The 23,589-nt window shown below is 69.8% G+C and carries 20 protein-coding genes; 12 read left to right on the forward strand and 8 right to left on the reverse strand.

The window, feature by feature from the left end; genetic code table 11:
* Positions 1-58 precede the first annotated feature (58 nt).
* Entirely contained in the window at positions 59-1,243 is a 1,185-nt protein-coding gene (locus ACZ6S5_RS30350) for a hypothetical protein (protein WP_466005653.1), read from the reverse strand.
* Between the two features lie 1,129 nt (positions 1,244-2,372).
* Between ACZ6S5_RS30350 and ACZ6S5_RS30355 the strand changes: the two genes are divergently transcribed.
* From ACZ6S5_RS30355 to ACZ6S5_RS30365, 3 genes are all read left to right on the forward strand, one after another.
* Entirely contained in the window at positions 2,373-2,792 is a 420-nt protein-coding gene (locus tag ACZ6S5_RS30355) for a DUF6086 family protein (protein ID WP_466005654.1), read from the forward strand.
* Between the two features lie 493 nt (positions 2,793-3,285).
* A complete protein-coding gene (locus ACZ6S5_RS30360; RefSeq protein WP_466005655.1) occupies positions 3,286-3,660 on the forward strand; it encodes a DUF6193 family natural product biosynthesis protein in 375 nt (124 codons plus the stop codon).
* A gap of 132 nt (positions 3,661-3,792) precedes the next feature.
* Positions 3,793-4,284: a tyrosine-type recombinase/integrase gene (locus ACZ6S5_RS30365; protein ID WP_466005656.1), complete on the forward strand. Its 492-nt coding sequence runs from the start codon at positions 3,793-3,795 to the stop codon at positions 4,282-4,284.
* A 341-nt stretch (positions 4,285-4,625) separates the two neighbouring features.
* Here ACZ6S5_RS30365 and ACZ6S5_RS30370 read toward each other — a convergent pair whose 3' ends face one another.
* From ACZ6S5_RS30370 to ACZ6S5_RS30380, 3 genes are all read right to left on the reverse strand, one after another.
* Positions 4,626-5,843, reverse strand: coding sequence for a low temperature requirement protein A (locus ACZ6S5_RS30370; RefSeq protein ID WP_466005657.1), 1,218 nt, complete (start codon positions 5,841-5,843; stop codon positions 4,626-4,628).
* Positions 5,844-6,371: 528 nt separating this feature from the next.
* A complete protein-coding gene (locus ACZ6S5_RS30375) occupies positions 6,372-7,214 on the reverse strand; it encodes a TRM11 family SAM-dependent methyltransferase (RefSeq protein WP_466005658.1) in 843 nt (280 codons plus the stop codon).
* On the reverse strand, positions 7,207-7,716 hold the full coding sequence (locus ACZ6S5_RS30380; RefSeq protein ID WP_466005659.1) for a hypothetical protein: 510 nt from the start codon (positions 7,714-7,716) through the stop codon (positions 7,207-7,209). Before ACZ6S5_RS30380 ends, ACZ6S5_RS30375 begins: the two co-directional genes overlap by 8 nt.
* Before the next feature lie 331 nt (positions 7,717-8,047).
* Between ACZ6S5_RS30380 and ACZ6S5_RS30385 the strand changes: the two genes are divergently transcribed.
* The 5 genes from ACZ6S5_RS30385 to ACZ6S5_RS30405 all read left to right on the forward strand — a co-directional run bounded on the left by ACZ6S5_RS30385 (position 8,048) and on the right by ACZ6S5_RS30405 (position 13,046).
* Positions 8,048-8,818 carry a hypothetical protein gene (locus tag ACZ6S5_RS30385; RefSeq protein ID WP_466005660.1) on the forward strand — a complete coding sequence of 257 codons (771 nt, stop codon included), beginning with the start codon at positions 8,048-8,050 and terminating at the stop codon, positions 8,816-8,818.
* Between the two features lie 359 nt (positions 8,819-9,177).
* Entirely contained in the window at positions 9,178-9,477 is a 300-nt protein-coding gene (locus ACZ6S5_RS30390; RefSeq protein ID WP_466005661.1) for a pilin, read from the forward strand.
* A 10-nt stretch (positions 9,478-9,487) separates the two neighbouring features.
* Positions 9,488-10,405, forward strand: coding sequence for a conjugal transfer protein TrbL family protein (locus ACZ6S5_RS30395; protein ID WP_466005662.1), 918 nt, complete (start codon positions 9,488-9,490; stop codon positions 10,403-10,405).
* Positions 10,402-11,292 carry a PrgI family protein gene (locus ACZ6S5_RS30400; RefSeq protein WP_466005663.1) on the forward strand — a complete coding sequence of 297 codons (891 nt, stop codon included), beginning with the start codon at positions 10,402-10,404 and terminating at the stop codon, positions 11,290-11,292. The genes ACZ6S5_RS30395 and ACZ6S5_RS30400 overlap by 4 nt, the downstream gene beginning before the upstream one ends.
* A 44-nt stretch (positions 11,293-11,336) precedes the next feature.
* Positions 11,337-13,046, forward strand: a complete 1,710-nt coding sequence (locus ACZ6S5_RS30405) for a VirB4 family type IV secretion system protein (RefSeq protein WP_466005671.1) — start codon at positions 11,337-11,339, stop codon at positions 13,044-13,046.
* 418 nt (positions 13,047-13,464) lie between these two features.
* On the opposite strand, the gene ACZ6S5_RS30410 is transcribed toward ACZ6S5_RS30405, so the two are convergent.
* Entirely contained in the window at positions 13,465-13,782 is a 318-nt protein-coding gene (locus ACZ6S5_RS30410) for a hypothetical protein (protein WP_466005664.1), read from the reverse strand.
* A 138-nt stretch (positions 13,783-13,920) separates the two neighbouring features.
* Between ACZ6S5_RS30410 and ACZ6S5_RS30415 the strand changes: the two genes are divergently transcribed.
* Positions 13,921-14,568, forward strand: coding sequence for a DNA-binding response regulator (locus ACZ6S5_RS30415; protein WP_466005672.1), 648 nt, complete (start codon positions 13,921-13,923; stop codon positions 14,566-14,568).
* Here the strand turns inward: ACZ6S5_RS30415 and ACZ6S5_RS30420 are convergent.
* The 3 genes from ACZ6S5_RS30420 to ACZ6S5_RS30430 all read right to left on the reverse strand — a co-directional run bounded on the left by ACZ6S5_RS30420 (position 14,551) and on the right by ACZ6S5_RS30430 (position 18,192).
* Positions 14,551-17,139: a tetratricopeptide repeat protein gene (locus ACZ6S5_RS30420; protein ID WP_466005665.1), complete on the reverse strand. Its 2,589-nt coding sequence runs from the start codon at positions 17,137-17,139 to the stop codon at positions 14,551-14,553. The genes ACZ6S5_RS30415 and ACZ6S5_RS30420 overlap by 18 nt on opposite strands.
* A 112-nt stretch (positions 17,140-17,251) precedes the next feature.
* A complete protein-coding gene (locus tag ACZ6S5_RS30425) occupies positions 17,252-17,503 on the reverse strand; it encodes a helix-turn-helix domain-containing protein (protein WP_466005666.1) in 252 nt (83 codons plus the stop codon).
* 413 nt (positions 17,504-17,916) lie between these two features.
* Positions 17,917-18,192 carry a hypothetical protein gene (locus ACZ6S5_RS30430; protein WP_466005667.1) on the reverse strand — a complete coding sequence of 92 codons (276 nt, stop codon included), beginning with the start codon at positions 18,190-18,192 and terminating at the stop codon, positions 17,917-17,919.
* Between the two features lie 687 nt (positions 18,193-18,879).
* Here ACZ6S5_RS30430 and ACZ6S5_RS30435 point away from each other — a divergent pair.
* The 3 genes from ACZ6S5_RS30435 to ACZ6S5_RS30445 all read left to right on the forward strand — a co-directional run bounded on the left by ACZ6S5_RS30435 (position 18,880) and on the right by ACZ6S5_RS30445 (position 23,401).
* Positions 18,880-21,342, forward strand: coding sequence for a DUF8128 domain-containing protein (locus ACZ6S5_RS30435; protein WP_466005668.1), 2,463 nt, complete (start codon positions 18,880-18,882; stop codon positions 21,340-21,342).
* 205 nt (positions 21,343-21,547) lie between these two features.
* On the forward strand, positions 21,548-22,399 hold the full coding sequence (locus ACZ6S5_RS30440; RefSeq protein WP_466005669.1) for a replication-relaxation family protein: 852 nt from the start codon (positions 21,548-21,550) through the stop codon (positions 22,397-22,399).
* 312 nt (positions 22,400-22,711) lie between these two features.
* The gene (locus tag ACZ6S5_RS30445; RefSeq protein WP_466005670.1) at positions 22,712-23,401 is read left to right on the forward strand and encodes a hypothetical protein; all 690 of its coding nucleotides are present in this window, start codon (positions 22,712-22,714) and stop codon (positions 23,399-23,401) included.
* The last annotated feature ends 188 nt before the right edge of the window (positions 23,402-23,589 follow it).

Raw genomic sequence — 23,589 nt, forward strand, 5'->3', positions numbered from 1 at the left:
GGACCGTGGGTTGGAGTGGCGCCTGCTCGGGAGCGAAGACCGCGGGCGGCGGACGGGGTCAGTCGTTGTCGGGGTCCAAATAGAGGTCGACGCCGACGTCCTCGACGGTGACGCTCACCGTGACCAGGCTGTGGCCGACGCCAGCCAGGGTCCGGCGCAGGTCGGCGCGCGCGAGCACTTCCGCGGCGGTGGTGGCGGTGGCGGAGGTGGTGTGGCCGCGTAGCCACATCTCGTACTCGTGCCGCCACGCAACCCGCCAGCGGTCACCGTCCGGCGCGGCTGCTTCAGAGTCGGTCCAGCCGTACGCGGTCCAGGGCCGGGCCGCGTCCGGCCAACTGGTGCTAGCCGGGCGCATGGTGTCTCGGGCTGCTTCGCAGGCCTGCCGGGCGGTGCCGGCGGTGACCAGCAGTGTCAGGTCGGCGACCGCCGTGACGTGATGTGCGCGGGGCAGCCGGTCGAGGCCGAGGCCGGTCAGGAACCGGTCGACCCGCTGCGCGGTGTGTTGGTAGACGCCGCTGATCTCGTCGTCGACCAGGGCGCGGATCGCCCGGGTCCGGATGTTGCGCCGGAGGTCGGCGAGAGCGTGCACGGCGGCCTCACGTGCCGCTCTCGCGGCGGGCAGGTCGTTGGCGTCGGCGGGCTGTGCCGCGGTGGGAGGTTGAGTTTCGGTGTCGATGTTGGCGAGGGGCACCTCTTCGGGGCGGTCGGCGGCCTGCCAGGTCAGCCCGGTCAGGCTGATCCCGGCGCCGGCCAGCACCGGCAGGTGCCCCTCCACGATCGTGCGTGCCGTTTGCTGTGCTCCGGTCTTGCGGGTCGCCGTGGCCCAGGTCTGGAGCGTCGCCCGCACGGTAATGCCGTACCGCTGCGACCCGGGCTGGTCATTGCCGCACGGAACGGCTGCGACGTCGATAACGCGCCTCGGATAGACGGCCATCGCCGGCTGCAGCCGGCGCAGTTCCTCCGGCACATCCCAGCGGGCCTGTTCGCGCGCCTGCTCGAGGTTGGTGTGCGACTGGGTGTAGGACAAGTGGGCTTCCGCGGTGACGGCCCATCGTTGCGGCAGGGGTTCCAAACCCCACGTGGCGAGGGCGTCCTCACAGCCGGGCCGGCAGATCAGCCTGCTGCGTAGTGCGACGATGAGCGCGGAACGGGCCTCGACGGCTAGCGTCTGCCGCTGCTCGATCGCGGCGACCGTTTCGGCGTGCACGCGACGGAGCTGGGCCGTGAGGCTCCCATCGGTCATTGCCGGGCCCCCGGTTGCCGGCCGTGAGCAGGTGTCCGTGACCCGGTCGCGGCATGAGATCACCGTGATGGTGTTCGCCAGGCGGGATCCGCCAATCGCGGCGACGAGTGCGGCGACGCCGCTGAGAAGGTCAGGTGGGGCTGCGCTACGGCGGTCGGCGCGGACGTCGCGGGGTGTCAGGTGCACCGGTCCTCCTTTGGACATGAAGAAGGCGGCCACCGGGTGGTGACCGCCTGAAGGGATGGGGACGCCGCGCCCCGTCGCATGGACGAGGGGCGACGGATTTGTGGTTCCCGGATCTGAAGCTCGCGACGGCAGCCGACCGGTGGTGGTGGGCGCGATGCCGTCGCGCGAAGGGTCAGACCAAGGGGTATTAAAAGCAGAGAGAAACCTCAGGTTAGGCCGGCCGGAAGCCTTGTCGGCCGGGCTGTCAGATACGACCCCCTGGCAAAACCTGACAGCCCCGCCCCTCCCCTGTCAGTTCTTGCTCGTCCCGCGGAATTAACGGAACTCAGGGCGGGACTGCGGCCCGCCCTGAGTCGGTTTCGGCTGTCCAGCAGGTCCCGCTGCCCCAACTGATCAAGGCCGACCGATGCGGGACGCCTTCACCACTCGTCTTCGCTGCGGATCGGACCGGGAACTGGTCCGCCGGGCACCGCCGTCTAGCGCCGCGTCAGGCAACGTTCGCCCCTGTTCGCACCCCAAACGGGCTTTCATCTCGCACGGGCAGCCGGCGCGATCCTGCTCATCATCGGCGCGCTGATCACCCGCAGCAGGCTCGTGCGCTGGCTCGGCAATCCCCCAGCCGCCACGCAAATTCCGGCAGCCCTCACAGCGCCAGGTCTGCATCGGCTGCTCTAGCCATGATCGTCCCCGGCTCGACGGCTCGGCAGTCCGCCTCGGCCGACGATGCGTACGGCGAGGTCGACCTGCCGTCGGGGAACGATGATCCTCGGCGGCGCCAGCCGCAGCAGCCGCGGCGCAGATCGTCGGAGTGCCGCTATCTCCGGAGCTGCAGCCCGAGGACTGGAACGCTTCCCTCTGGGATCCAGAGGTCCAGGAAGACATCGAGCGGAGGCGTCGACGGGGCGGGTCGAACGTCTGATCGCCAATCCGTGATCATCAGAATATGAGTCAGTACTTCCAGGCGGGCGACGTCGTCCTGTGGAACCCTTCAAACCGAGTGGCCGAGTTGTTCGTTCGTACCAGCGAGGCGGTCGGTGAACTGGTTGACGTACCGACCGGGATCGGCCCCATGCGCGCCGACGACTATGAGATCGACCTCGACGTGTTCGTCGGCTTCGTGGATGCACTGGTCGCGCAGTACCTGTCCTCAAGCCACGCGATCCTCAGGTCCTTGCTGGAAGGATTCACCGCCACCGCGCTCGTAATGGTTGACCGCGCTGGCCGAAACGTGCCCTCGCTCCAGGCCACAGCCACGCTGGACCCGAGGGACGTCTCCGTAGGCCCAGGAGGGCTCCGCCCGCTGGGCGACCCCGCGCGCCTATACGAGCTCGCCCGCAAGCACGCCGCTGCCATGCCACGTTGACCACATCACGTGATCGTGTCCGCCCACCGGCAGTCTCGCGTGGCCTCGGCTGGCCCCCGTCGTCCTCGCCCAATCGCACGCTAGTGGCACGCCGGGTGCCTGCTCGGCTCCCGCGCCGTCGTGGCGGGCCGAATGTGCTGGAGTACTAGGTGAGATCACACATGCCAGGATCCTGGTTCGCACAGCTCTATCCCGACGTCGCCTCGGCAAGCAGCCTCGCCACAGCCCTGCACGAGTCGGCAAAGCGGCAAGGCTTGAACCTCAACGGCATCACCGCTGCGTCAGGCTGGCCCACGAGCGCCGTACTGGTAAGAGAGGATCGCCCCGCGAGCGTTCAGCTGGGCTCGGAGAGGCGCCGCTTCATCATCGAACTGCGGGGCAGGGCGGTCGCCCTATCGTCGGGGACAGGCCCGATCTGGACGTCACGGCCGGCGTGCTGCACTGGTGATGCAGCGGCACCACACTGACTGATCTGCATCGGCGCTACGCGTTCATGAGCGTCGGCCCTCTCGCTCTTGCTTATGAGGCCGGGACGGAGGTCGGGGCCAAGTGGCGTTCACTCCGCGAGACGGCGATCGGGGAAATCCGTGTGGCGGTCGAAGCGGCCGGAGCTCGACCAGTGTTGCGCGGCTTGTTTCCGTTCTTGAGCCATCAGACGTTGTGCATCAGCCGCTGCACCGTCTACCCATATTCAAGGGATGTGCCGGTCATCCAGCCTCTCGGTGGAAACCGCTTCCGAGTTCAGACGCCGGACGGGACCACCGCGGCCACTGACGTCACCGCCGAGGGAGCCGTCGGAGTAGTGGTCTCGCACTTGCCGCCTGACTGCGGGCCAGCAGTGTCGGGGACGGCACGAGATTTGATCTGAAGCGTAAGGGTTCTCGTGTTAGCAGGCGTATGGCTGCCGTCCTGCTGGCAGATCTCCTCGTCGGGCAGTCGCCAGACCGTCCAGCGTCCCCGGTAGGGCGTGCGGCTACCTCGCGTGGCCAAGGAGGAACCGGTGTTCCTCGACCACGACCAGGTGGCGAGGCTCGCGGAGGCATGCGGTCGGTACGGGCTGCTGGTTCGGTTCCTCGCCTACACCGGCCTTCAGTGGGGTGAGGCGTCGGCGCTGCGGGTGTCCCGGCTGGACCTGCTGCGGCGGCGGTTGACCGTGGCCGTGGCGTTCGCGGAGGTCGGCGGGGAGCTGGTGGAGGGCACGCCGAAGAACCATCAGCGCCGGTCGGTGCCGATTCCGCGGTTCGTCGTCGACGAGCTGGCCGCGCACGTCGCCGGAAAGCGCCGGGAGGCACTGGTGTTCACCGCTCCGAAGGGCGGGCCGCTGCGGAACACCAACTTCCGGTCGCGGGTCTTCGCGCCGGCTGCGGCGCCGGTCGGGCTGACCGGGCTGACTCCCTACAACCTACGACACACGGCGGCAAACCTGGCCGTGGCGGCGGGGGCCAACGTCAAGGCGGTCAGCGGATGCTCGGACACGCCTCGGCGTCGATGACGCTGGACGTGTACGCGGGCCTGTTCGGTGACGACCTGGACGCGGTCGCCAACCGGCTGGACGAAGCGGTCGCGGCACGGGACAAGGACTATTCAAGGACTCGACCGGCGAGCGGCGGCGTTGTCGACCTTGAGAAGCGGCGAGGCCCAGGCCTGTGGCCTGGGCTTCTGCGCCGAGCCACCTGACGGAATCGAACCGTCGACCTACGCATTACGTGATCAAAACGGGCGAGCCTGCAAGCAGTGCGGATTGGCTCCTAACAGCCGAAACACCTTTCGGCATCTCTCACCACTCCCCTGCCGTCCGTGGACCTCTTGCGGACTGGATGCGGACCGCCTCTGCTAGGCGAACGGGGACGGGGCCTCCGGTGGGTGGCCAGCGGCGCGTCGCGCGTCCGCAACGGCTACCCCGAGCAGCACGACCGCAGCGACGATGGCGGCGAGCAGCGGCGGGCCGAAGAACAGCGGCGGCGCCAGCAGGACCAGAACGGCGATGCCGACGAGCCGGCGCACGGCGAGCCGGTTGAAGACGACCCGTTCCAGCCGACTGCGGCCGAACAGGAAGATCGCCGGCCCGCCGAGGATGACCGCGAGCCAGGCCAGCACGGACGGGCCCTGGGGATTCGCCAACACGATTTCCGAGCCAGCCGCGGCCAAGGTGATGCCGAGCACCATGAGCAGATGGGCCACGCCGACGATCCCGCCAGCAGCTGCCCGGTTCGACGACATCTCGACGGCCTCGGCCAGCACCTGGCCAGCGCGATAGAAGTAGATCCGCCACATCAGTACGGACGTCAGGAATGTGACCACCAGGGCCGCGTTTGCGGCGAGCGTGGCGGGGTGGGTGGCGTAGGTGAGGCCGATGGACAGCATCGTCTCGCCGAGCGCGATCAGCAACAGTTGCTGGTAGCGGTCGGGGAGGTATCGGCTGTTGGTCATCGCCCACGCGCTGGTCGGTGGTCGGCCCATGCCGGGTACCGGCCATCTGATCCGCGCCACGACCAGGTCCACGGTGATGGCGATCAACCACAGGACCAGCCGGGAGTTTCCGCGCGCCACCGCCCCGGCGAGCCAGATGACGCCGGAGATGCTGGTCCAGATGGCCAGGCGGGTGTAAAGCTCCCGTACCTGCTCGTGCTCCCGTAACAACGGCCGGAGCACCAAGGGGCGTCCGACGTGCAGCACCACGTACACAATGGCGAAGGTGGCGCCGCGTTGCTCGAACTTGTACAGGGACGTTGCCATGATCAGCAGGCCGAACGCGCTGACCAGGACCAGCAGCTGAATCCAGCGGTTGCGGTAGTCGAACCGGCTGGTGAGGTACGCGGTGGTCGTCCACAGCCACAGCAACGGCAGGGCCAGAACAACCGTGTACAGCAGCGACAGCCAGCGCAGACGCACATTGTCGGAGAGCAGGTCCGGCACGATCCGGCTGACGACCCCGACCAGGGCGAAGACCAACACCAGGTCGAAGAACAGCTCCAGGAAGCTGGCCTGCTGGGCGTCCTCCTCGCCGCGCATGATGCCCCCGGTCTGCGCCGGCTCCGATGATCGCCCCATCCGCCCATGGTCGTGGAAGGGTCGCCTTGCGCGCACCGATTCCGCCCGTTTCATCGACCGGCGGTGACGGCGGTAAAGGCTGACGCGAGCCAGGCACGGATGACACCTGCGCCGATCCGTCGACGTTTGTGGGCGCCCAGCTGAGCAAAGGACCGGATCTCTCCGTCGGGCAGTCGCAGACGGTCCAGCCTCCTCCGACCAGGTGGAGCGCCCTACCGGACGAACGACCTGGTCCCCGTCCGAGAAGGCTGGTAGCCCTTGGGTGCCCGGCGAGGAGATCCGCGACGGCATCTCTGAGGAGGGCCGGGGTTCGGGGCGGAGCCCCGAGGTCCTCGTGATCCTGATCGCCCGACAGCGTGGCCGGCCGGCCCGGCCGATACGGGCCGAAGGTCGCCAGCAGGCCGGGGCCGGGGCCGGCGCGGCCCGCTTTGCGGGCCGCCTTGACCTGGGATGACGGTGGTGCGCTCGGCAAGATTCGAACCTGCGGCCTTGGGATCAGATGAAGGTCGCGGCCCTGACAGGGGTCTGTCAGCGGCGACGAAGGACCAGCACGTCCTCGTGCGCCACCAGGTGCACGGGGATGCCTTCGTCCCTGGCTCGGCGGACGGATAGGAGACCGAACATGTTGGCCCGGTGCACGATCTGCCCGTCGCGGACGGCGGCGAGCATAGCCGCGCACCGCTGCACCGGAATCAGCCCCACCGACTGTGCGACAGCGAGGAACTCGCCGGGCAGGTCTATTAGGTCGTCGCGCTGGCGGCGTACCGGCCGGCAGGTGATCACCACGGTCCCGCCGGGGCGCAGCAGTTGGTTGCTGGCGGCCAGGATCGCGGCGAACCCGCCAAGCAAGCGGGACCATCCCGCGTAGGCGAGGTTGCCGCTCTCGCGGTCCCCGTAGTGGTGGTGGCGTTTGCGTACCCCGGTGCTCGTCGTTTGCACGAGGCCGTGGGTGCCGCGGCCGTAGGGCGGTGAGGTGAGCACGAGGCTCACCCGGCCGACCGCGGACGCGGGCACCATGTCGAGTAGTCCGGTGGCGTCGCCGGTGAGCACCTTCGCTGCGCCGGCGGCGCCCTGCTTTGCGGCGAGGGCGACGTTGACGCCGGCCAAGGCGGTGAATCGGGGTTCGATGTCGATCCCGATCGCGTGCCGGCCGAGGTGTATAGCCTCGACCAGAGTGGTGCCGGACCCGCACATCGGGTCGAACACAAGATCGCCCGGCGCGGTGTACGAGCTGATCGCGTGCGCGGCGAGGTGGGGCAGCATCTTCCCAGGGTGGCTGGAGGTCTGCCGGACGTAGCGGCCTCGCCGCTGGTCCCGGGCGGGCTGTTGGCAGGTCAGCCACACCGAGGTGACCGGCATGAGCTCAGCCATCGGTGCTCCCGGTCTCCGTCGCGCTGCGGGTCAGGATCAGTACGTCGGTGTGGATGTCCAGCTGCGCCTGCTGGCCACGCTGAGGCGGTCGGTCGACCGCCACGATGTGCTGCAGGTACGCCAGCCCGGCCCGCTTGGCGGCGATGACGACGTCGACCGGTGCGGTGACGTCGCCGTGCGCCAGCAGCACCGCCACGCAGCCACCGGGCGCGAGGCTGGCCCGGCAGCGGGCGAAGAACTGGACCGGCGAGGTGGTGTCGTCCAGCGGCCAGCCGGTGACGATCAGCGTCGCGGCCTCCCGGCCCCAGCCGAACTGCCGGGCCGCGTGCAGGTGGCTGCGGCGGTGCGTGGCGATGACCGCGCGGGCCAGCTGCGGCCCGACGGCCAGGTCGATGATGAGATCGGATGGGTGGGTGAGGTTGTGGACCAGCCGCACACCCATCGCGTTGGACATGGTCTCGCCGTCCTGTGGGGCGGGGACCGGCCAGACGGTGATCGGCACGGGCGGGTCACCGGGCACCACATCCCCCACGGGGACCGGTGCGCGGCGTGGAATTCTGTCGGTCATGGGCGTGGTGGCCCCCGGACCGGCGGGCGTACTGACACTCCCAATGCGCCGCTGACAGGCAGATCGAACCCGCCCCCGGGCTAACAGAACCGGTCATCCCGGCCGCCGGCCAAGGTTGCGCGGGCGGTCGCGGCGGCGAACCTGACACCACCCGACACGCCCTGTCCCGGTCTGACAAGCGCTCGTGGTGTCAGGTCGGGCTGCCCCAATCGACGTCTCGGAGCCTTCGCACAGGGCGAGGCCCTTGCGTCGAGGGGACATCACCATGGCACCGACCACCCGTACGAGGACGGCCGAAACGGCGCTGACCACCGCCGAGAAGGCGTTCGAGCTGCTGACCTGCGAACCCGCGCCGCTGGTGTTCGACGCCCGGCCAATACCGGGCCTGCCGGACGCGACGATACCGCTGGACGAGCTGCGCAAGCTGCTGCTGTACGGGCGCCACGACAGCGACATCACCGACGAGGTGTGGCGGCAGCTGGCCCACCACGCCCGCCGGCGGGGACCGGCCTGGATGGTCGGCGCGATCGGTGTGGCGCTGCCCGCGCTGACGCACCTCGCGGCGAAGATCAGCCGCGGCCATGCTCAGCACGCCGACGACGTTGACTCCGAAGTCCTCGCCGGGTTCCTCCACGCACTGCGCACGGCGGATCTCGCCCCGCCCCGGCTGTGGCTGCGACTGTGCTGGGCGGCGTGGCGCGCAGGTACCGCGGTCGTCAAGGCCGACGACGGGCAGGAACTGCCGCTGGACCTGCCGAGCGGCTCGCATTCGCCGAGGCTGCCCTACGGGCACCCGGACCTGCTGCTCGGCCGGGCAGCCGCCGCCGGCCTGATCACCGACGACGCCGCCGAGCTGATCAGCGCGACCCGCTTCGGCGACGCACTGATCGAGCACCTGGCCGCCGAGCAGGGCGTGACCGCGTCGGCCCTGCGCATGCGCCGCCGCCGCGCCGAGCGCGTCGTAGCCGCAGCGGTCACGCGAGGCGATCTGTCGATCCCCTCGTCCCGCCGCGGCGACGCCACCCGGGCGGCGTAACCACCGTCTGCGCGCATCGCGACACGAGGCCGCCCCGGTCCGCCCGGGGCGGCCTTTCGTTGTCCACGACTCGGAAACGGCAACATGAGTCGCTGCCCGGTTACGTCAGGTCGTGACAGATCGGCGACGAGTTCGATCGGCCTGACAGCCGAGATCTGGGCGGTGCATGTCATCCACGACATGCCCGCCCGGTGGGGACCACTCCTCTCGGCGGGGCCAACGGGTTCGGCATGGCTGGCGCGGCGTACTGACACCGCAACCTTTCTGATGCAAGAGAGGAGCGCCCCCCACCGGACCAGCGCGGCCCTTTGTCCGGTCCCCGCCGCGGCGGCCCGCAGATCCCTATGGAGGGCCGCAACATGTACACAATCTCTGTCCTCAACGACCTGGTCCTAGCCGCGCCTACCCCTGACAGCGGCGGGGGCCCCAACTCGATTGCTCAGGTCATCTCCAACATCACCGGCTGGATCATGGGCATCATCGCGTTGGTCGCGACGATGTTCCTGGTCATCGGCGGCCTTCGCTACATGGCCGCCGGCGGCGACCCCGCCCAGGTCGAGCAGGCCAAGGGCAACTTCAAGTCCGCCCTGATCGGCTACGCCCTGGCGGTACTGGCACCGGTGGTCCTGCAGGTGTTGCAGGGCATCCTCGGCGGCTGAGGCGGCCACCGTGGTCGACTGGCTGATGAACGGCCTGGTCAGCTGGCTCGCCCAGAAGGTCACCGACCTTCTCGGCGGCCTGCTGGCCTTCCTGGCCTCCTCCATCTTCGTATCGCCGGACGTCACCGTCCTGCCGCAGGTGACCTCGATCGCCAGCAAAGCTGCGGTGGTCGTCAACGCCTGCTTCATCCTCGCGATCATCGCCGTGGGCGTCGCCGCGATGCTCGGCGACTCGGTGCAGATGCGCTACAGCATCAAGGAGCTGCTCCCCCGGCTTGTCGTCGGGTTCGTCCTGTCCGCATTCGCGGTCCCGCTGACCGGTGTGCTCATCGACGTCGCGAACACACTGGCGGTGTCGTTGACCGGTGCCTCCGCGCCGACCACCGAGGCCGTCACCTTCGTTCGGGCGCGCCTGGCCTCGGCGATGACCGACCAGAGCGCCGCCCTGCTGATGACCGTCATCGGACTGCTCATCGTCGTGTTGATGTTCATGCTCGTCGGCACCTGGCTGGTGCGGATCGGGGTGCTGGTCGTCCTGGCCGGGATCGCGCCGGTGGCGCTGGCCTGCTACGCCACCCCGTGGACGCAGGGTGCCGCGCAGCTGTGGTGGCGCAGCCTCCTGGGCTGCCTGGCCACACCGGCCCTGCAGGCGGTCGCGTTCTCGGCCGGCGTCGACCTGGTCATCGACCCGAAGTCGAACTTGCCCATCCTGCTCGGCCTGCCCGGCTCGGACGCGCTGAACCTCATGCTCGTCATCGTCGTGCTCTGGGTCACGATCAAAATCCCGGGCATGATGCGGCGTTATGCAACCCGGGCGGGGTCGCCGAACGCGGGCGGGGTTCTGCTGCGCGCGATGTTCGTCCAGGGCGTCACCCGTCACCTGCCGCTCGGCCGAATCGGGCGTACCGCCATGCGAGGTGGGCGATGACCCACGAGGACAACACTCCGCGCGCTGTCGTCCCGGCCAACGTCAACGAGCCCGACCGCATCGCGTTCGGGCTCACCTTCCGGCAGCTCGGCATCATCGGCGGTGTCGGTCTGGCCGGGTTCGGTCTCTACCGCGCCTTCGGACACCTGCTGCCGCCGGTGGCGTGGGTCGTCGCCGGGGTCATCGTGTTCGCCGTCGCGATCGTGGTGGCGCTCGGCCGCCGTGACGGCCTGCCCCTGGACGTGTGGCTACGGCACGGCTTCGCCCTGTCCCATAGCCCGCGAACACTGGCCCCGGGTACGGCTCGGGCCAGCTCGGTCGCCGTCGTCGCCGGTGAGCCGAGCGTCCCGGCGCCGCTGCGCTCGCCGGTCACGTCGGTCAGCCAGGCCGGAGTCCTCACCAGTGAGGGCAGCGACAGGGTGCTGATCGCTTGCGGTACCACGAACATTCACCTGCGCACCGGTGGTGAGCAGGGCGCGCTGTTGGACGGGTTCGGCCGGTTCCTCAACAGTCTGACCGGGCCGGCGCAGATCGTCGTTGCCGCGCAGCGGCACGACCTGTCCGTCTACGCGCAGGCGACGCTCGACCACGCGCCGCGCCTGCCACACCCGGCGTTGCAGACCGCCGCCACCGACTACGCCGACTTCCTCCTCGACCTCGACAGCCAGCGGGATCCGTTGCGCCGCCAGGTACTGGCCGTCGTCACCGGCGCGCACGCCGCCGAGGGCGCCGTGCGCGCCCTGTCCGGGCTCGGTGTGGAAGCCGCCGCGCTGGACGGGCCGGCGGTCGCCTCCGCGCTCGCGGCCGCGGTCGATCCGTTCTCTCCCCCGCCGCCTGGCCCTCGCGCGGTGCCCGGCGCCCCGATCACCCTAGGGAGCACCTCGTGAACCTGTTGAAACCCAAGAGGAAGAGCGTCGCGGCCCGGGACGGCATGCCCTCCCCGGCCGCGTTGTCGGTCACCCCATCACACGTGCAGGTCGGCGACGGGTACGCCGCCACCTACGCCGTCTGCGGCTACCCCGCCGAGGTTGGCCCCGCCTGGCTCGACCCGCTTCTGTCCTACCCCGGCCGGGTCGACGTCGCCGTGCACCTGGGCCCGGTGCCGCCGCAACTGGCGGCGCCGATGCTCAAGCGTCAACGCGCCCGCCTCGAATCCTCCCGCCGCCTCGATGCCGACCGGGGCCGCCTGGGCGATCCGATGGTGGAGGCGGCAGCGGCGGATGCCGCCGACCTCGCCGAGCGCGTCGCCCGTGGGGCGGCGAAGTTGTTCGAGGTCGGCATCTACGTCACCATCCACGCCCGTACCCTCGACGAACTTGCCACCGTCACCGCCGGCGTGAAGTCCGCCGCCGCGTCAGTGCTTCTGGAGTTGCAGCCGGCGACGTTCCGCCACCAGCAGGGCTGGATCTCCACCCTGCCCGTCGGCGTGGACCCGCTACGGATGCGCCGCATCCTCGACACCACCGCCCTCGCAGCGGCGTTCCCCCTCGCCTCGGCCGACCTCGCCGCCCCCTGCCCCGGCACGGTCGCCCCGCCCGAGGGCGTGCTCTACGGGGTCAACACCACCAGCAACGGGGTGCTGATCTGGAACCGGTGGGCGCAGGACAACCACAACAGCGTGGTCCTGGCGCGCAGCGGTGCCGGGAAGTCGTACTTCGTCAAGCTGGAGGTGCTGCGCAACCTCTTCCAGGGCACCGCCGTCAGCGTGATCGACCCGGAGGACGAGTACGCGCCCCTCGCGGAGCACGTCGGCGGCACCGTCGTGCAGCTCGGCCAACCAGGCGTGCGCATCAACCCTCTCGACCTGCCCGCCGACAACCGGCCCGACACCCTGACCCGGCGCGGGCTGTACCTGCACACGCTGATCTCCGTCATGCTCGGCGCGACTCCCCCGCCGGCCGAACGAGCCGCTCTCGATCGGGCCATCACCAACACCTACAACCGGGCCGGGATCAACGCCGACCCGACCACCTGGACGAAACCTGCCCCGCTGTTGCGGGACCTGGCCAAGGTGCTCGCCGCTGACAATGACCCCGCGGCCGGGCAGCTCGCCGTGCGGCTCGCCCCCTGGACGGTCGGGAACTTCGCCAGCCTGTTCGACGGCCCGACCACCACCCCTCCAAAGGGGCATCTGGTGGTGTGGTCGCTGCGGCACCTGCCCGACGAGCTGCGCACCGTAGGCACCCTGCTGGCCCTGGATTCGATCTGGTCGGGCATCGACACTCCCGCCACGAATACCCGGCGGCGGCAGCTCGTGGTGGTGGACGAAGCGTGGCTGCTGATGCGCGACGGCGAAGGCGCGCGGTTCCTGTTCCGGATGGCGAAGGCCGCCCGCAAGCGATCCGCCGGCCTGTGCGTCATCACCCAGGACGCCGCCGACGTGCTGTCGACCGACCTTGGTCTCGCCGTCGTGTCCAACGCGGCAACCCAGGTGCTGATGCGCCAGAGCACACAGTCCATCGACGCCGTCAGCGAGGCGTTCAACCTGACCGCCGGGGAATCGCGGCTGCTGCTGTCGGCGCCGCGCGGCGAGGGCCTGCTCGTCGCCGGCCACAGCCGGATTCCGTTCCGCGCCCTCGGATCGGTCGCCGAGCACAAGATCGCCCTGACAGGCTTCGAGTTGGAGGAATCTGATCGGTGATGGCGACTGAACTCCGGGGTGCTCCCCGAGTGCGCGGAGGACATCCCAGAGTTCAGGGAACTTCAGGCAGGTCAACCGGCCGGCTGGACGCGTCGGTGGGCCGGCTGAGCCGTCGACGCGGGTGAGGCTAGGGGGCGCGACGTGTGTTGCTCACTGTGGGAGCGGCCAGCCGCTCGCGCAGCGGCTGTGCTGGTGAGGACTGCCTTGACGGGGCCGCGGGATCGGCCGTCGCCGCATGAACGGTAACCCTGCGTTACGCAGAATCCCTTCAATAGGGCAGGGGCCACATCCGCTTTTGCCGAGGAGAGTGCGTCTGTTGTCCCGTGAACGAGCTGCCCGGACGCTGCGCCGTGTGGAGGTTCCTGATCGATCTGCCGCGTCGCGCGGACTGCCACGAGCCCCATCGGTGGGATCGGTCTCAAATGTTGGTGCCCGGCCGCCGAGCGACCGGAGGGTGGGCGGGACGTGGCTGCCTCGCGGGCCGTTCCCACTTCAGGACGTAGTAGACCATCGCGCGAGTGATATCGTGCCGGTTCGGTTCCTCGCGGATCCACTCGTAAATCTGCTGCGGCCCCCAGCTGGGCTCATCGATCGCGATTCTCTTGATGTAGTTGTATTTTGCATCGGTCAGGTCGGCCGGCCGTTCGGCAGGCGCCAAGTCGCCGTCGCGGATGACGTTATGCGCCGGCTCGCTGGTGTCGTCGTCATGGACCATGCGGACCTCCGGTGGGGTCATCCACGTGACCACGCTAAGGACGAGCGCCGATGCCGGTCCATGCCAGGCTGCGGCGGGATGGAGACGTGAATGCGGCACGATCCTGCCCGGGCGCGGCGGTCCATCTACTCCTCGACGGTAGATGCTTAGCTCTTGCCGGTGGTGGTCCATGTCGCGGTCGTCGATCCCCTCCCGATGTTCCGGCGAGGCGTCGCGACCGTGCTGTCTCCTGCCGGTCACCGGGTCGAGACACCGGAGGACGTCCTGGCGTGGGCGCGTTCCCGCCAGCCTGCGGTCGTCCTGGTCACGCTGTCGTCCCAGCAGAGCTGGGATCTGCTCGGTGCGCTGCACGACGCCGGGTCCGCCCACGTCGTGGCGCTGCTAGAGGAGCAGAGGGCGGAACAAACACCCAGCATGGGTGTTCGGGCAGTGCGGGCCGGCGCCACGTCCGTACTGTCCCGAGGCTCCGAGGGGGAGGCGGTGTTGCGGACCGTGGAGGCAACCGCTGACGGTCTGGCCGTGCTGCCTGCCGAGGTGCTCACCGCGCTGGCCAGTGCGAGCCTGCCGAGCGGCGGTTCGCCGAATCGGCCTGTGGAGGAACGGCTGTCCTGGTTACGCCAACTCGCGGCCGGTACGACGGTGGCTGAGCTGGCCGGTCGCGTCGGCTATTCGGAGCGTGCGATGTTTCGGATGCTGCGGTCGCTGTACCGGGACATGGGCGTGCAGACGAGGATGCAAGCGGTCCTGCGGGCACAGGAGCTCGGATGGCTTCCGCCCGCCGCCGATCGGTTATCCCGCCGGCCGTGACCCGGTGTCGGCCAGCACGTCGAGCACCGGCCGCAGCCCACCGGGCCGCTGGGCGTAACCATCGAGCCGGCTCACCAGCATCTGCATCCGTTCGCGGAGGTATGGTGCGGCCGCCTTGGTCGCGTCGTTGGCTACCGTGAACTCGTGGTGGGCGGGGCGGAGTGACTCGCTCGTGTTCAGGCGTTGGCCACAGATGGCGAACCCCAACATGTGGCGGGCGCCGAAGTCACGCCCGTCCCGATCGATCCGCCTGCGCGCCTGCCCGGCGAGGTCGTCGAAGAGACGCCCGGCGGCGACAGGATCCGACTCCTGGGTCGTGAGCGCCCGCAGCGCGAGCACGATGAGGGCCTGCCCGTCCCGCCGGTACCGGTCCGCCTTCTCGATGTGCTGCCTGGCTGTCCCGACCTCGTCCCGTGTCAGATACGCCATGGCTAGAGTGGTGCGGGCCTGCAGGATGGTCACCGGATCGTGCACTCGCACCGCCTGCTCGACCGCGTCGTTCGCCATCTCGATCGCCTTGCTGAGCCTGCCCTGCGCGAGCAGGAGGTCGGCGCGGGCATCCCGGCAGGCGACCAACCGCCAATCGTCCGCACGGGATGCCGCCGCCTGCTCGGCGTCCTCGATGTACTCTTCGGCCCGGTCGGGGTCCTTCATCTCGGTATGCCAGCGGGCGAGCCGCAACAGCATACGGATCATCCGCGCGTAGCCGTCGCCTCCGGCACCAGATGCGTCCGCGAAGTCAGGGCGCGCCGCGATAGCGAGCGCCCCCTCCGCGCGGCCCAAGGCCTGGTCGTACTGTCCCCAGCGCCGGTGGCAGTCGGCCAGCCCTTCGAGCGTACCTATCAGCACCACCAACGCGCCCTGTGCCTGCGCCTCCGACCGCGCCTGTTCGTAGTAGTTGTAGGCGGACTCGGCGTCGCCGTTCTGCCAGTACATCGCGCCAAGGTTGGCGCGGATCTTGGTGCGGATTTCGGGAGTGCCGATCTTTTTCGCCCGGTCCAGCGCGCGGCCGTACGCCTGGCTGGCCCCGTCGAAGTCTCCACGCCGTCCATATAGGTCACCCAGCTCGTTGTCGTTGGCCATCTCCAGGACCGGATCGCCGAGCTTGCCGCAGACTTCCAGGCGCTGGTCGAATAGCAGGAAGCCGCAGTTCCACTCATTCAGGATGTCGGCAGTCAGCTCGATTACGTCGTAGGCCACCGGATACCACCCACTCCTGAGCAGCACACGCATCTGAGCGAAGTGGATGTGGAGATCATCGATGTCGCGTGGCTCTGCCACGCGCCGCCGCCCCAGCACGTCTGCCGCGCGTCGCAGCAGGACGCGCCGCTTCCCGGCGTCTCTGGGAAGCAACGCGTCGGCGTCAGTCACCTCCAGGTGGTACAGCCCGCTTTGTGTCGCGGTGACGAACTCGGTTTCCGCCAGTACCTCCAGGATGCCCTCGACCTCATCCCGGGTGGCCTTGCCAGCGAGCGCCGCGGTCACCCCGGCGGCCTCGATTGGTGTCGCGAAGGCGGCGAGCGCCTCGATGACGCGGCGGCGGGGCGCGGGCAGGTGCTGGCACAGAAAGTCGGCGAGGCGCCGCGGCGCGTCCGCCGGCTCCATCTGCGCGACGCTCGCGAGGAGGGTAGCTACCCGGACGGCGGGCTCGGAGTGCGTGATGATCGCCTGCATCAGCTGGGCACAGCGCGGATTGCCGTGCAGCTTCCTGTACAGCATCGTCAGGTCCGCCGGGGGTAGATCAGTCAGCCCGAGCCGGCCCCGCTTGTCCCAGGCGCGCAAAAGGCTCACGAAGTCCGGCTTCGGTAGGCGCCCCAAAGCGATCGGCGGATCCACCGTGGACCATGTGCCACGGGTCCGAGCCTCCAGCGGATCCCGGCTGAGGAGCACGACAGCCACTCGGTGCCGATGGTCGGTGGCGAACGCTTCCAGCGCCTCGTCGAGCTGAAGGTCGACGTGCCTGCGATCGCCCGGGACGACGAGGTGCTGGGCGGAGTCGACGACGATGACGATGTGCCTCAGCTCCGTCCCCTCCAACGCCGCTTCCAGGCGGCCGAGCAGTGACTCGCCCGGCCGGAGCACGGCGGGCCTGCCGTGCCGGCCCTCAAGATCCGCGATCAGGTAGCGCACGTCCAGCCGGCCGTACGGCACCGCGTCATGCTTGTACACCCGAACGGTCCTGTCGGCAGCCCTCACCTCGTCGAGCACCGCGTCGACCAGTCTTGTCTTACCGATGCCGGGCGGGCCGGTGACGGCAACGACGCCCCACGGGCCTTCAGTCAGCCGGTCGCGTAGGCGCTCGTACTCGCTGTCGCGGTCGAGCAGTGAAGGATCTCGCCGCAGCTGAGGTGCCGGCGCGGCCCGGTCGACCTCCTTCCGCATCGAACGCAGCGTGATCACCAGGGACGCGCCGCCGAAGACGGCGCCGAGGGTGCCGGAGACGGCGCCCACGATCCAACCGGTAGCCTCGATCCACGGCCAAGCGCCCTTCTCCGGGTCACCGAACGCCCGCCACCAGCCGAACCGCGTCCCGAAGGCGACGACCAGGGCCAAAGCAGCGACGGTGAACACCGCGTACAACCCTCGACGCGACCTGCGAGCCATCTCGTAATGATGCCGCTACATGCCGTACTGATAAAGGGGCCTGACGCCACCAGCCGCGTGACCGGATCAGTGTGGAGCCCTATGTGGTCTTCCCCCAGACCCACGGGATGTGGCGCGCCACCTCGCCGTCGGCGAAGTTGTAGAAGACCGCATGCACCACCTCGGCCGGCGCCAGGCCCAGCGGCGCGGCCCGGCCCGCGAAGTACCCGTCCCAGTAGTTGCGCATACCCAAGGCCAGGAACGCCCCGTTCGGCACCTCGGAGAAGGTGACGGTGGCGATCGGCTCGACGAGCTCGAACATGCGGTGGATCTTGGTCCGTGGGTGCTGCATCGGTCGGCATCTCCTTTGCTCGTGACCGCGCCCTCGTGGGCGGCCGCTCACACTAGCTACGAACAACGCGGCCCGGATACGACAACTCCGGCCGACATCAATCCAGCCAAGATCAGCCTCACTCTCGTGGCCGCGAAGCGCTCGTCACGGAAGGTAACCGGATCGCGGGTGCCTGCATCCGGACGCCGTCACGGCGCACCTTGGCGGACATGATCCGGGCGGTGCCGTTGTCCAGCCGGCGGGCCGGCTTGCGCGCCGACTCGTGCAGCCTCAGCCGGCCCAGCCGGGGCGGCACCACATGCTTACGGTCGAGCTCGACGCGGATCGCGCCGGTGGTGAACCGAACCGCCGGGGTGCAGCGGTGCTTGGACTTGAATCGCGGAAAACCGACCTTGCGACCCGCACGTCTACCGCTACGGCAGTCCGACCCGTTTTTCAAAGGCGCGGGCCAGCGCGTCCAGGCTGGTGTTGAACCCCTCCTTCGAGCATTGCCGCCACCACAGCGCCACCTCACCGTTGGCCGCGTTCCACGACCTACGCAACGCCGGCAACGACCAACCCACCCCCGGGGTGAGCGCCTCCTCGGGGACGCCGTAGGAACGTTCCGCCGCCCGCCGATCCCACACCGCCTTCACCCGAGCCAACGCCCAGTTGTACGCCATACGCGCCGCACCAAGATGCGCGAGCACCGACCGCTCCCGAGCCGGGGTGAGATCAAGCGCGAAACGATACGCCTGCACCGTCCGCACACCCACATCCACTCACCCTCTCGTGATCAGTATCGGCCGGAGTAGACATTTCCGCAGATCCACTCAGGACAGCAGAGCGCTTCCCACACCCAAAGAACACTCAACGGGCAGCAGTTGACACCCCACTCCCGATCTACGTGGACTACTCGCGGCTCGCCGTCAGGGCCGCAGTCCCCGTGGTCGAACGCGATCATGCCGTGCCCCGCGAATGGGCAGGTGGCAACCCTTCGCGGTCCAACCGACCGGCCAAAAAAGTGGATGAACTCGAACAACATCGATCGATCGCCGCTGATGCCGCTGCCACAGGTCCCGAAGCCTACGCACGCCAGCAGGTCCTGATACACCAGCTCCTGCTCGTAGTCGGCCTGAGCCTCGGCCGGCCCGAGCCGATGCGGCGAACCCAACGAACGCACGACAGCCAGCCCCGCACCCCTCCAACGATCAAAGAGAGTGACAGGAAGTCATGAAAACAAACGACACGCCAGAATCCCTGACTATCCGTCAATCACCCGTGCGGCTAACGAGCAAGGCCAGATCGAAGTACTGGCCGCGGACTTCACGCCTCACCAAAAGCATCGGCAGCGACCAACTCTTGGTAGTTCCGGTAACCGGCATCGGGGAGGACACATGACGACCGCCGCGGTCTGGCCCGCCGAGCTCTGGCACTGGACTGTCGCCCGGCCGTGGCTCGGCGTCCTCGCTGCCGCCTCGGTCGTCGGCGCGGCGGTCGCGAATGATCGGGTTCTCGCTTGGCGGCATCGGCGGTTCGCGGCCGGCGCGCGGTGGTTGACCATCGCCGCCCCGCCGGAGGTCACCGCCGAGGCCGCCGCCGCGTTCTGGACCACTCTCACCGGCGTGCTGACGCCGCCGGTGTGGCAGCAGCGCCTGTTGGGCATCCCGCACGTCGGGTGGGAGTACACCTGGAGCGGCCGCGCCCTGACCATCCGAGTCTGGGTGCCCGGCACGGTGCCCTCCGGCGCGGTCGAGGCCGCTGTCGGCGCGGCCTGGCCCGCCGCCACCCTGACCGTCGCCGACGCGGCCGCCCCGATCCCAGTGGCGGTGGGTGAGCAGGTGGGTGGGGCGCATTGGCCGCAGCGCAGCGATGTGCTGCCGCTGCGCAGCGACCATGATGCCGACCCGCTGCGGGCGCTGATCGCCGCCTGCGCGCAGGTTCGCCACCGTGAACACGCGTGCGTGCAGATCCTGGCCCGTCCGGCACCCGCCCGCCGCGTGCGCGCCGCCCGCCGAGCGGCGGCGGCCGCCGGCACTCATCCCCACGGACGGCCCAATGTGGCCGCCCGCGCCGTTTCCTGGGCGGCGCGGCTGGCCGTCGAGCCTCTGCTGTGGCTGCTGGACATGTTCGGCCCCGGCTCGCCCCGGCCGCGCACCCCAGCGCATGCCGGCCGGGCGGTCGAGCGGGACCCGGTGGCCGGCGCCGACGCCCGCACGGTCGTCGAGAAGGCCGTGCGGGTGCCGCATTTCGAGGTCGCGGTGCGGTTCGCGGTAGCGGCCGACGCGGACAAGACACCACCCGACAAGCACCGGGCTGCGCAGATCCGCTCGCGCCTGGTCGGGCTGCGGCACACCATCGCCTCGGCCGCCGCCACCTACACCGGCCCGAACCGGCTGCGGGGCATGAGAATGCCGCGGCCGGTGGCCACCCTCGCCGGGCGCAGGCTGCGGCGCGGGTTCCTGGCGACCGTGCCGGAGTTGGCTTCTCTGGCCGCGCTGCCGCAGGACCTGGCCGTGCCGGGCCTGGACCGGGCGCGGGCCAAGGCCGTGCCGGCGCCTGTGCAGGTGCCGTCGGGCGGCCGGGGTGTGAAGGTGCTCGGCCGCTCGCAGGTCGGCCGCCACAGCGTCGGCCTGCGGGTAACTGACGCCCGGCAGCATGTGCACATGGTCGGTAAGACCGGTGTCGGGAAGTCCACGCTGCTGCTGAACATGATCCTCGGCGACATTCATGCCGGCCGTGGGACGGTGGTCGTCGACCCGCGCGGGGATCTGATCACCGACATCCTCGACCGGCTGCCCGCGTCGTATGCGAAGAGGATCGCGCTGATCGACCCGGACCAGGAGAACCCGGCCTGCTTCAACCCCCTCGACGACGGCGGTGATCGGCATCTGGCGGTGGACAACCTGGTGGGGATCTTCGCGAAGATATTCCAGGGTCAGTGGGGTCCGCGGATGGACGACACGATGCGGGTGGCGTGCCTGACGCTGATGCGGCATGCGAAACCGACGCTGAGCCTGGTGCCGTCGCTGTTGCAGGACCGGGAGTTCCGGGCCAGGTTCACCCACGGCCTGGACGACCCGGACGGGCTCGGCGGGTTCTGGCTCTGGTACGACGGCATCAATGAGCAGTTCCGGGGCCAGGTCATCGCTCCCGTCCTTGCCCGGCTGCGAGCGTTTCTGCTGCGGGACTTCGTCAAGGGCGTTATCGGCAACGCCCATAGCTCCTTTGACATGGGCGCGATCCTCAACGGCGGGGTGCTGCTGTGCCGGCTGCCCAAAGGCATCCTCGGCGAGGAGACCAGCCGGATCCTCGGTTCGCTGATCGTCGCCCGGGTGTGGCAGGCCGCCATCGCCCGCGCCACCGTCCCGGAGGACCAGCGCAAGGACGCCTGCCTCTACCTTGACGAGTGTCAGAACTTCCTGACGTTGCCGGGCAGCGTCGGGGACATGCTGGCCGAGGCGCGGGGGTTCCGGCTCGGGCTGGTGCTGGCCCACCAGGACCTGGCGCAGCTACCGAAGGACGTGGCGGCGGCGGTGTCGGCCAACGCCCGGTCGAAGGTGTTCTTCACGGTCGATCCGGCTGACGCGCGGGAGCTGTCCCGGCACACCAAACCCGAACTGGACGAGCACGACCTCGCCCACCTCGACGTCTACACCGCCGCCGCGCGGCTCTTGGTCGGCAACCGGGAGCTGCCGGGGTTCACCTTCACCACCAACCCGCCCCCGCCGGTCGTGGGTGAGGCGACGGCGGTCCGGCAGGAATGCGCTACCGCCCACCGGCGCGGCGACGGTGAGCCGCCGATGCAGCAACTCGCTCGCACGGCCATGAGGCGCCGCATGGATTCCCGCGACCGCTGAATCTGTTGTCTCGTGCGGGGGCTCGGCTGGGTGCGGCATCGGGGGCTCGTTTGGGGGTGTCCACGACACGAGGTCCCACACGAGCCCGCACCGTCCGGACTGTCAGCCGCCCGACCTGCCTAAACCCGGCCACGGCGGGCTCGGACCGACAAGATCGACTCATCCAGACTCCCTACGGGATTCTCTCTCCACGGGGTGAACCTCTATGCCGCAATCACGCTCTAATGGCCTGCTGGCCATCTACCCGCACATCACCAGCCGCGACCGCCGGCTGCTTCAGCTGCTCGACGACCACCAGGTCCTGACCACCGACCACATCCACCGCATGCTGTTCCACGCCCGCCGGACCTGTCAGATCCGGCTCGGCGAGCTGGCCGCCCTGGGCCTGGTGGACCGGTTCCGGTTCGCCCGCGCCGGAGGCGGCAGCCAACCATGGCATTGGACGCTCGGCCACCAGGGGCACCGCTTCCAGGCCGCCGCCCACCAGCGGCCCGAGCCCACCCTGCGGGCGAGCCGGCAGACCACGCACCGGCTGTCGGCCAACCCGCACCTGACCCACCTGCTCACTGCCAACGAGTTCTTCGTCCGCCTCACCGCGCACGCCCGCGAGCATCCCGAGGCGCGGCTGGACCGGTGGTGGTCCGAGACGACAACCACGAAACGGTTCCGGACGATCACCGCTGACGGACACGGCCTGTGGAGCGTCGGCGACGCCACGGTGGGGTTCTTCCTGGAAGCCGACACCGGCACCGAACCCTTGGGCCGGGTGGCGGCCAAGCTCGACCGGTACGCGCAGCTGACCCATCGCGGCGGGCCCCGCTACCCGGTGCTGTTCTGGCTCGGCAGCGAGCAACGCGAAGAACACCTCCACCAGCTCCTGCACACGCGGGGCGACGACGTACCGGCTGCGACCGCCACCCGCAACGACGATCCCGGCGAGCCGGTCTGGCTGCCGGTCGGCGCCACCAGCAGAGTCCGCCTCCCCGACCTGCCCAGCGACCACGGCCAGCCCGTAGCGGACAACCCGAACTACGACGACGACGTCTTCGCACTCTGACAGGCCCTGACAGCTGCGCGGCTGCTCCTGTCAGCGCAGGTCACCGGCATGGCCGTGATGTCTGATCGGGCTTGTGCTGTCAGGTCACGAAGCTACGGTGCAGCTTCACCTTTTGCTCGCACCGCCGCCCGTCTGTCCTTCTCGGATCTGCCCGCGCCCGCGGCATCACCGGCAGCCCACCCTTTGCGGTCGGCTCGTGATCCACGCCCCGCACCCTCTCTCAGGGCAGCTTCCCTGGCTCAGACGCCGCGATCCGGTGACACCACCGCGCGCCCATTCATGCCCGTTCCTTCGCGAAGGGAGCACCCTGTCATGCCCACCCCCAGACCGCTCACCCTCCAGGTCGTCACCGTCTGCTTCGCCGCCGGCGAAGACTCCGACTGGTTCGCCGCCTCGGAGAAAGTCCACGACCATCTGCACGCCGACGGCACCCCCGCCCGCCGCTACCACGTCCGTCACCGCCGCCTCATCGGCTGGCTGACCCGCTTCTTCGGCTACCACCTGCTCGACGCCGCCCGCCGCTTCGGCGCGGTCACCATCGCCGCCGGGGGCCGCAAGAGCCGCCTCGACCTGACCGGCACCGCCGCGAAGGCCGCCCACGACGCCGCCCGACGATGGCGCGCGTGGAACGCCCACATCGGCGCCACCACCAGGCCCGCCCGCCCATGGGAGGACTACCTCGCCCAGCACCTCGCCGACCCGGGCAAGGTCACCCTCAACGAGGCCCGCCGCCGTTTCGAGCAGCAGCCCCGAGTCCTGGCGATGCTCGCCCACTCGTTCGACCCCTACGAGCTGCCCGTCTACCAAGCCGGTGAAGGCACATACGTCGGGCTCTACTGGCGCCTCGCGCTGATCGGCGACGCGCTGATCACCACCGACGGCCGGCTACTCATCGCGCCCAGCGCCTCCGTCGCCGACCGGCTCCGCTTCCTCAACCAGGCATGCGCCTACCTGCGCAGCCTGCGCTCCAACGCACGACTGTGCGCCGTCGCGATCGCCTAACCACCTATCCCCTGAACGCACCGAGGGCCGGGGGGGGGGGGGGGGGGGGGGGGGGGGGGGGGGGGGGGGGGGGGAGGAGAGGAGGGGGGGGGGGGGGGGGGGGGGGTTTTGGGGGGGTTGCCCCGTTGTCCGCTCTCGCGTCCCACCTGCCTCCCCCCCCCTCCCAGGGTGATTGGGGGGGTGTTGGG

It is taken from the genome of Micromonospora sp. NPDC051924 (assembly GCF_055586005.1).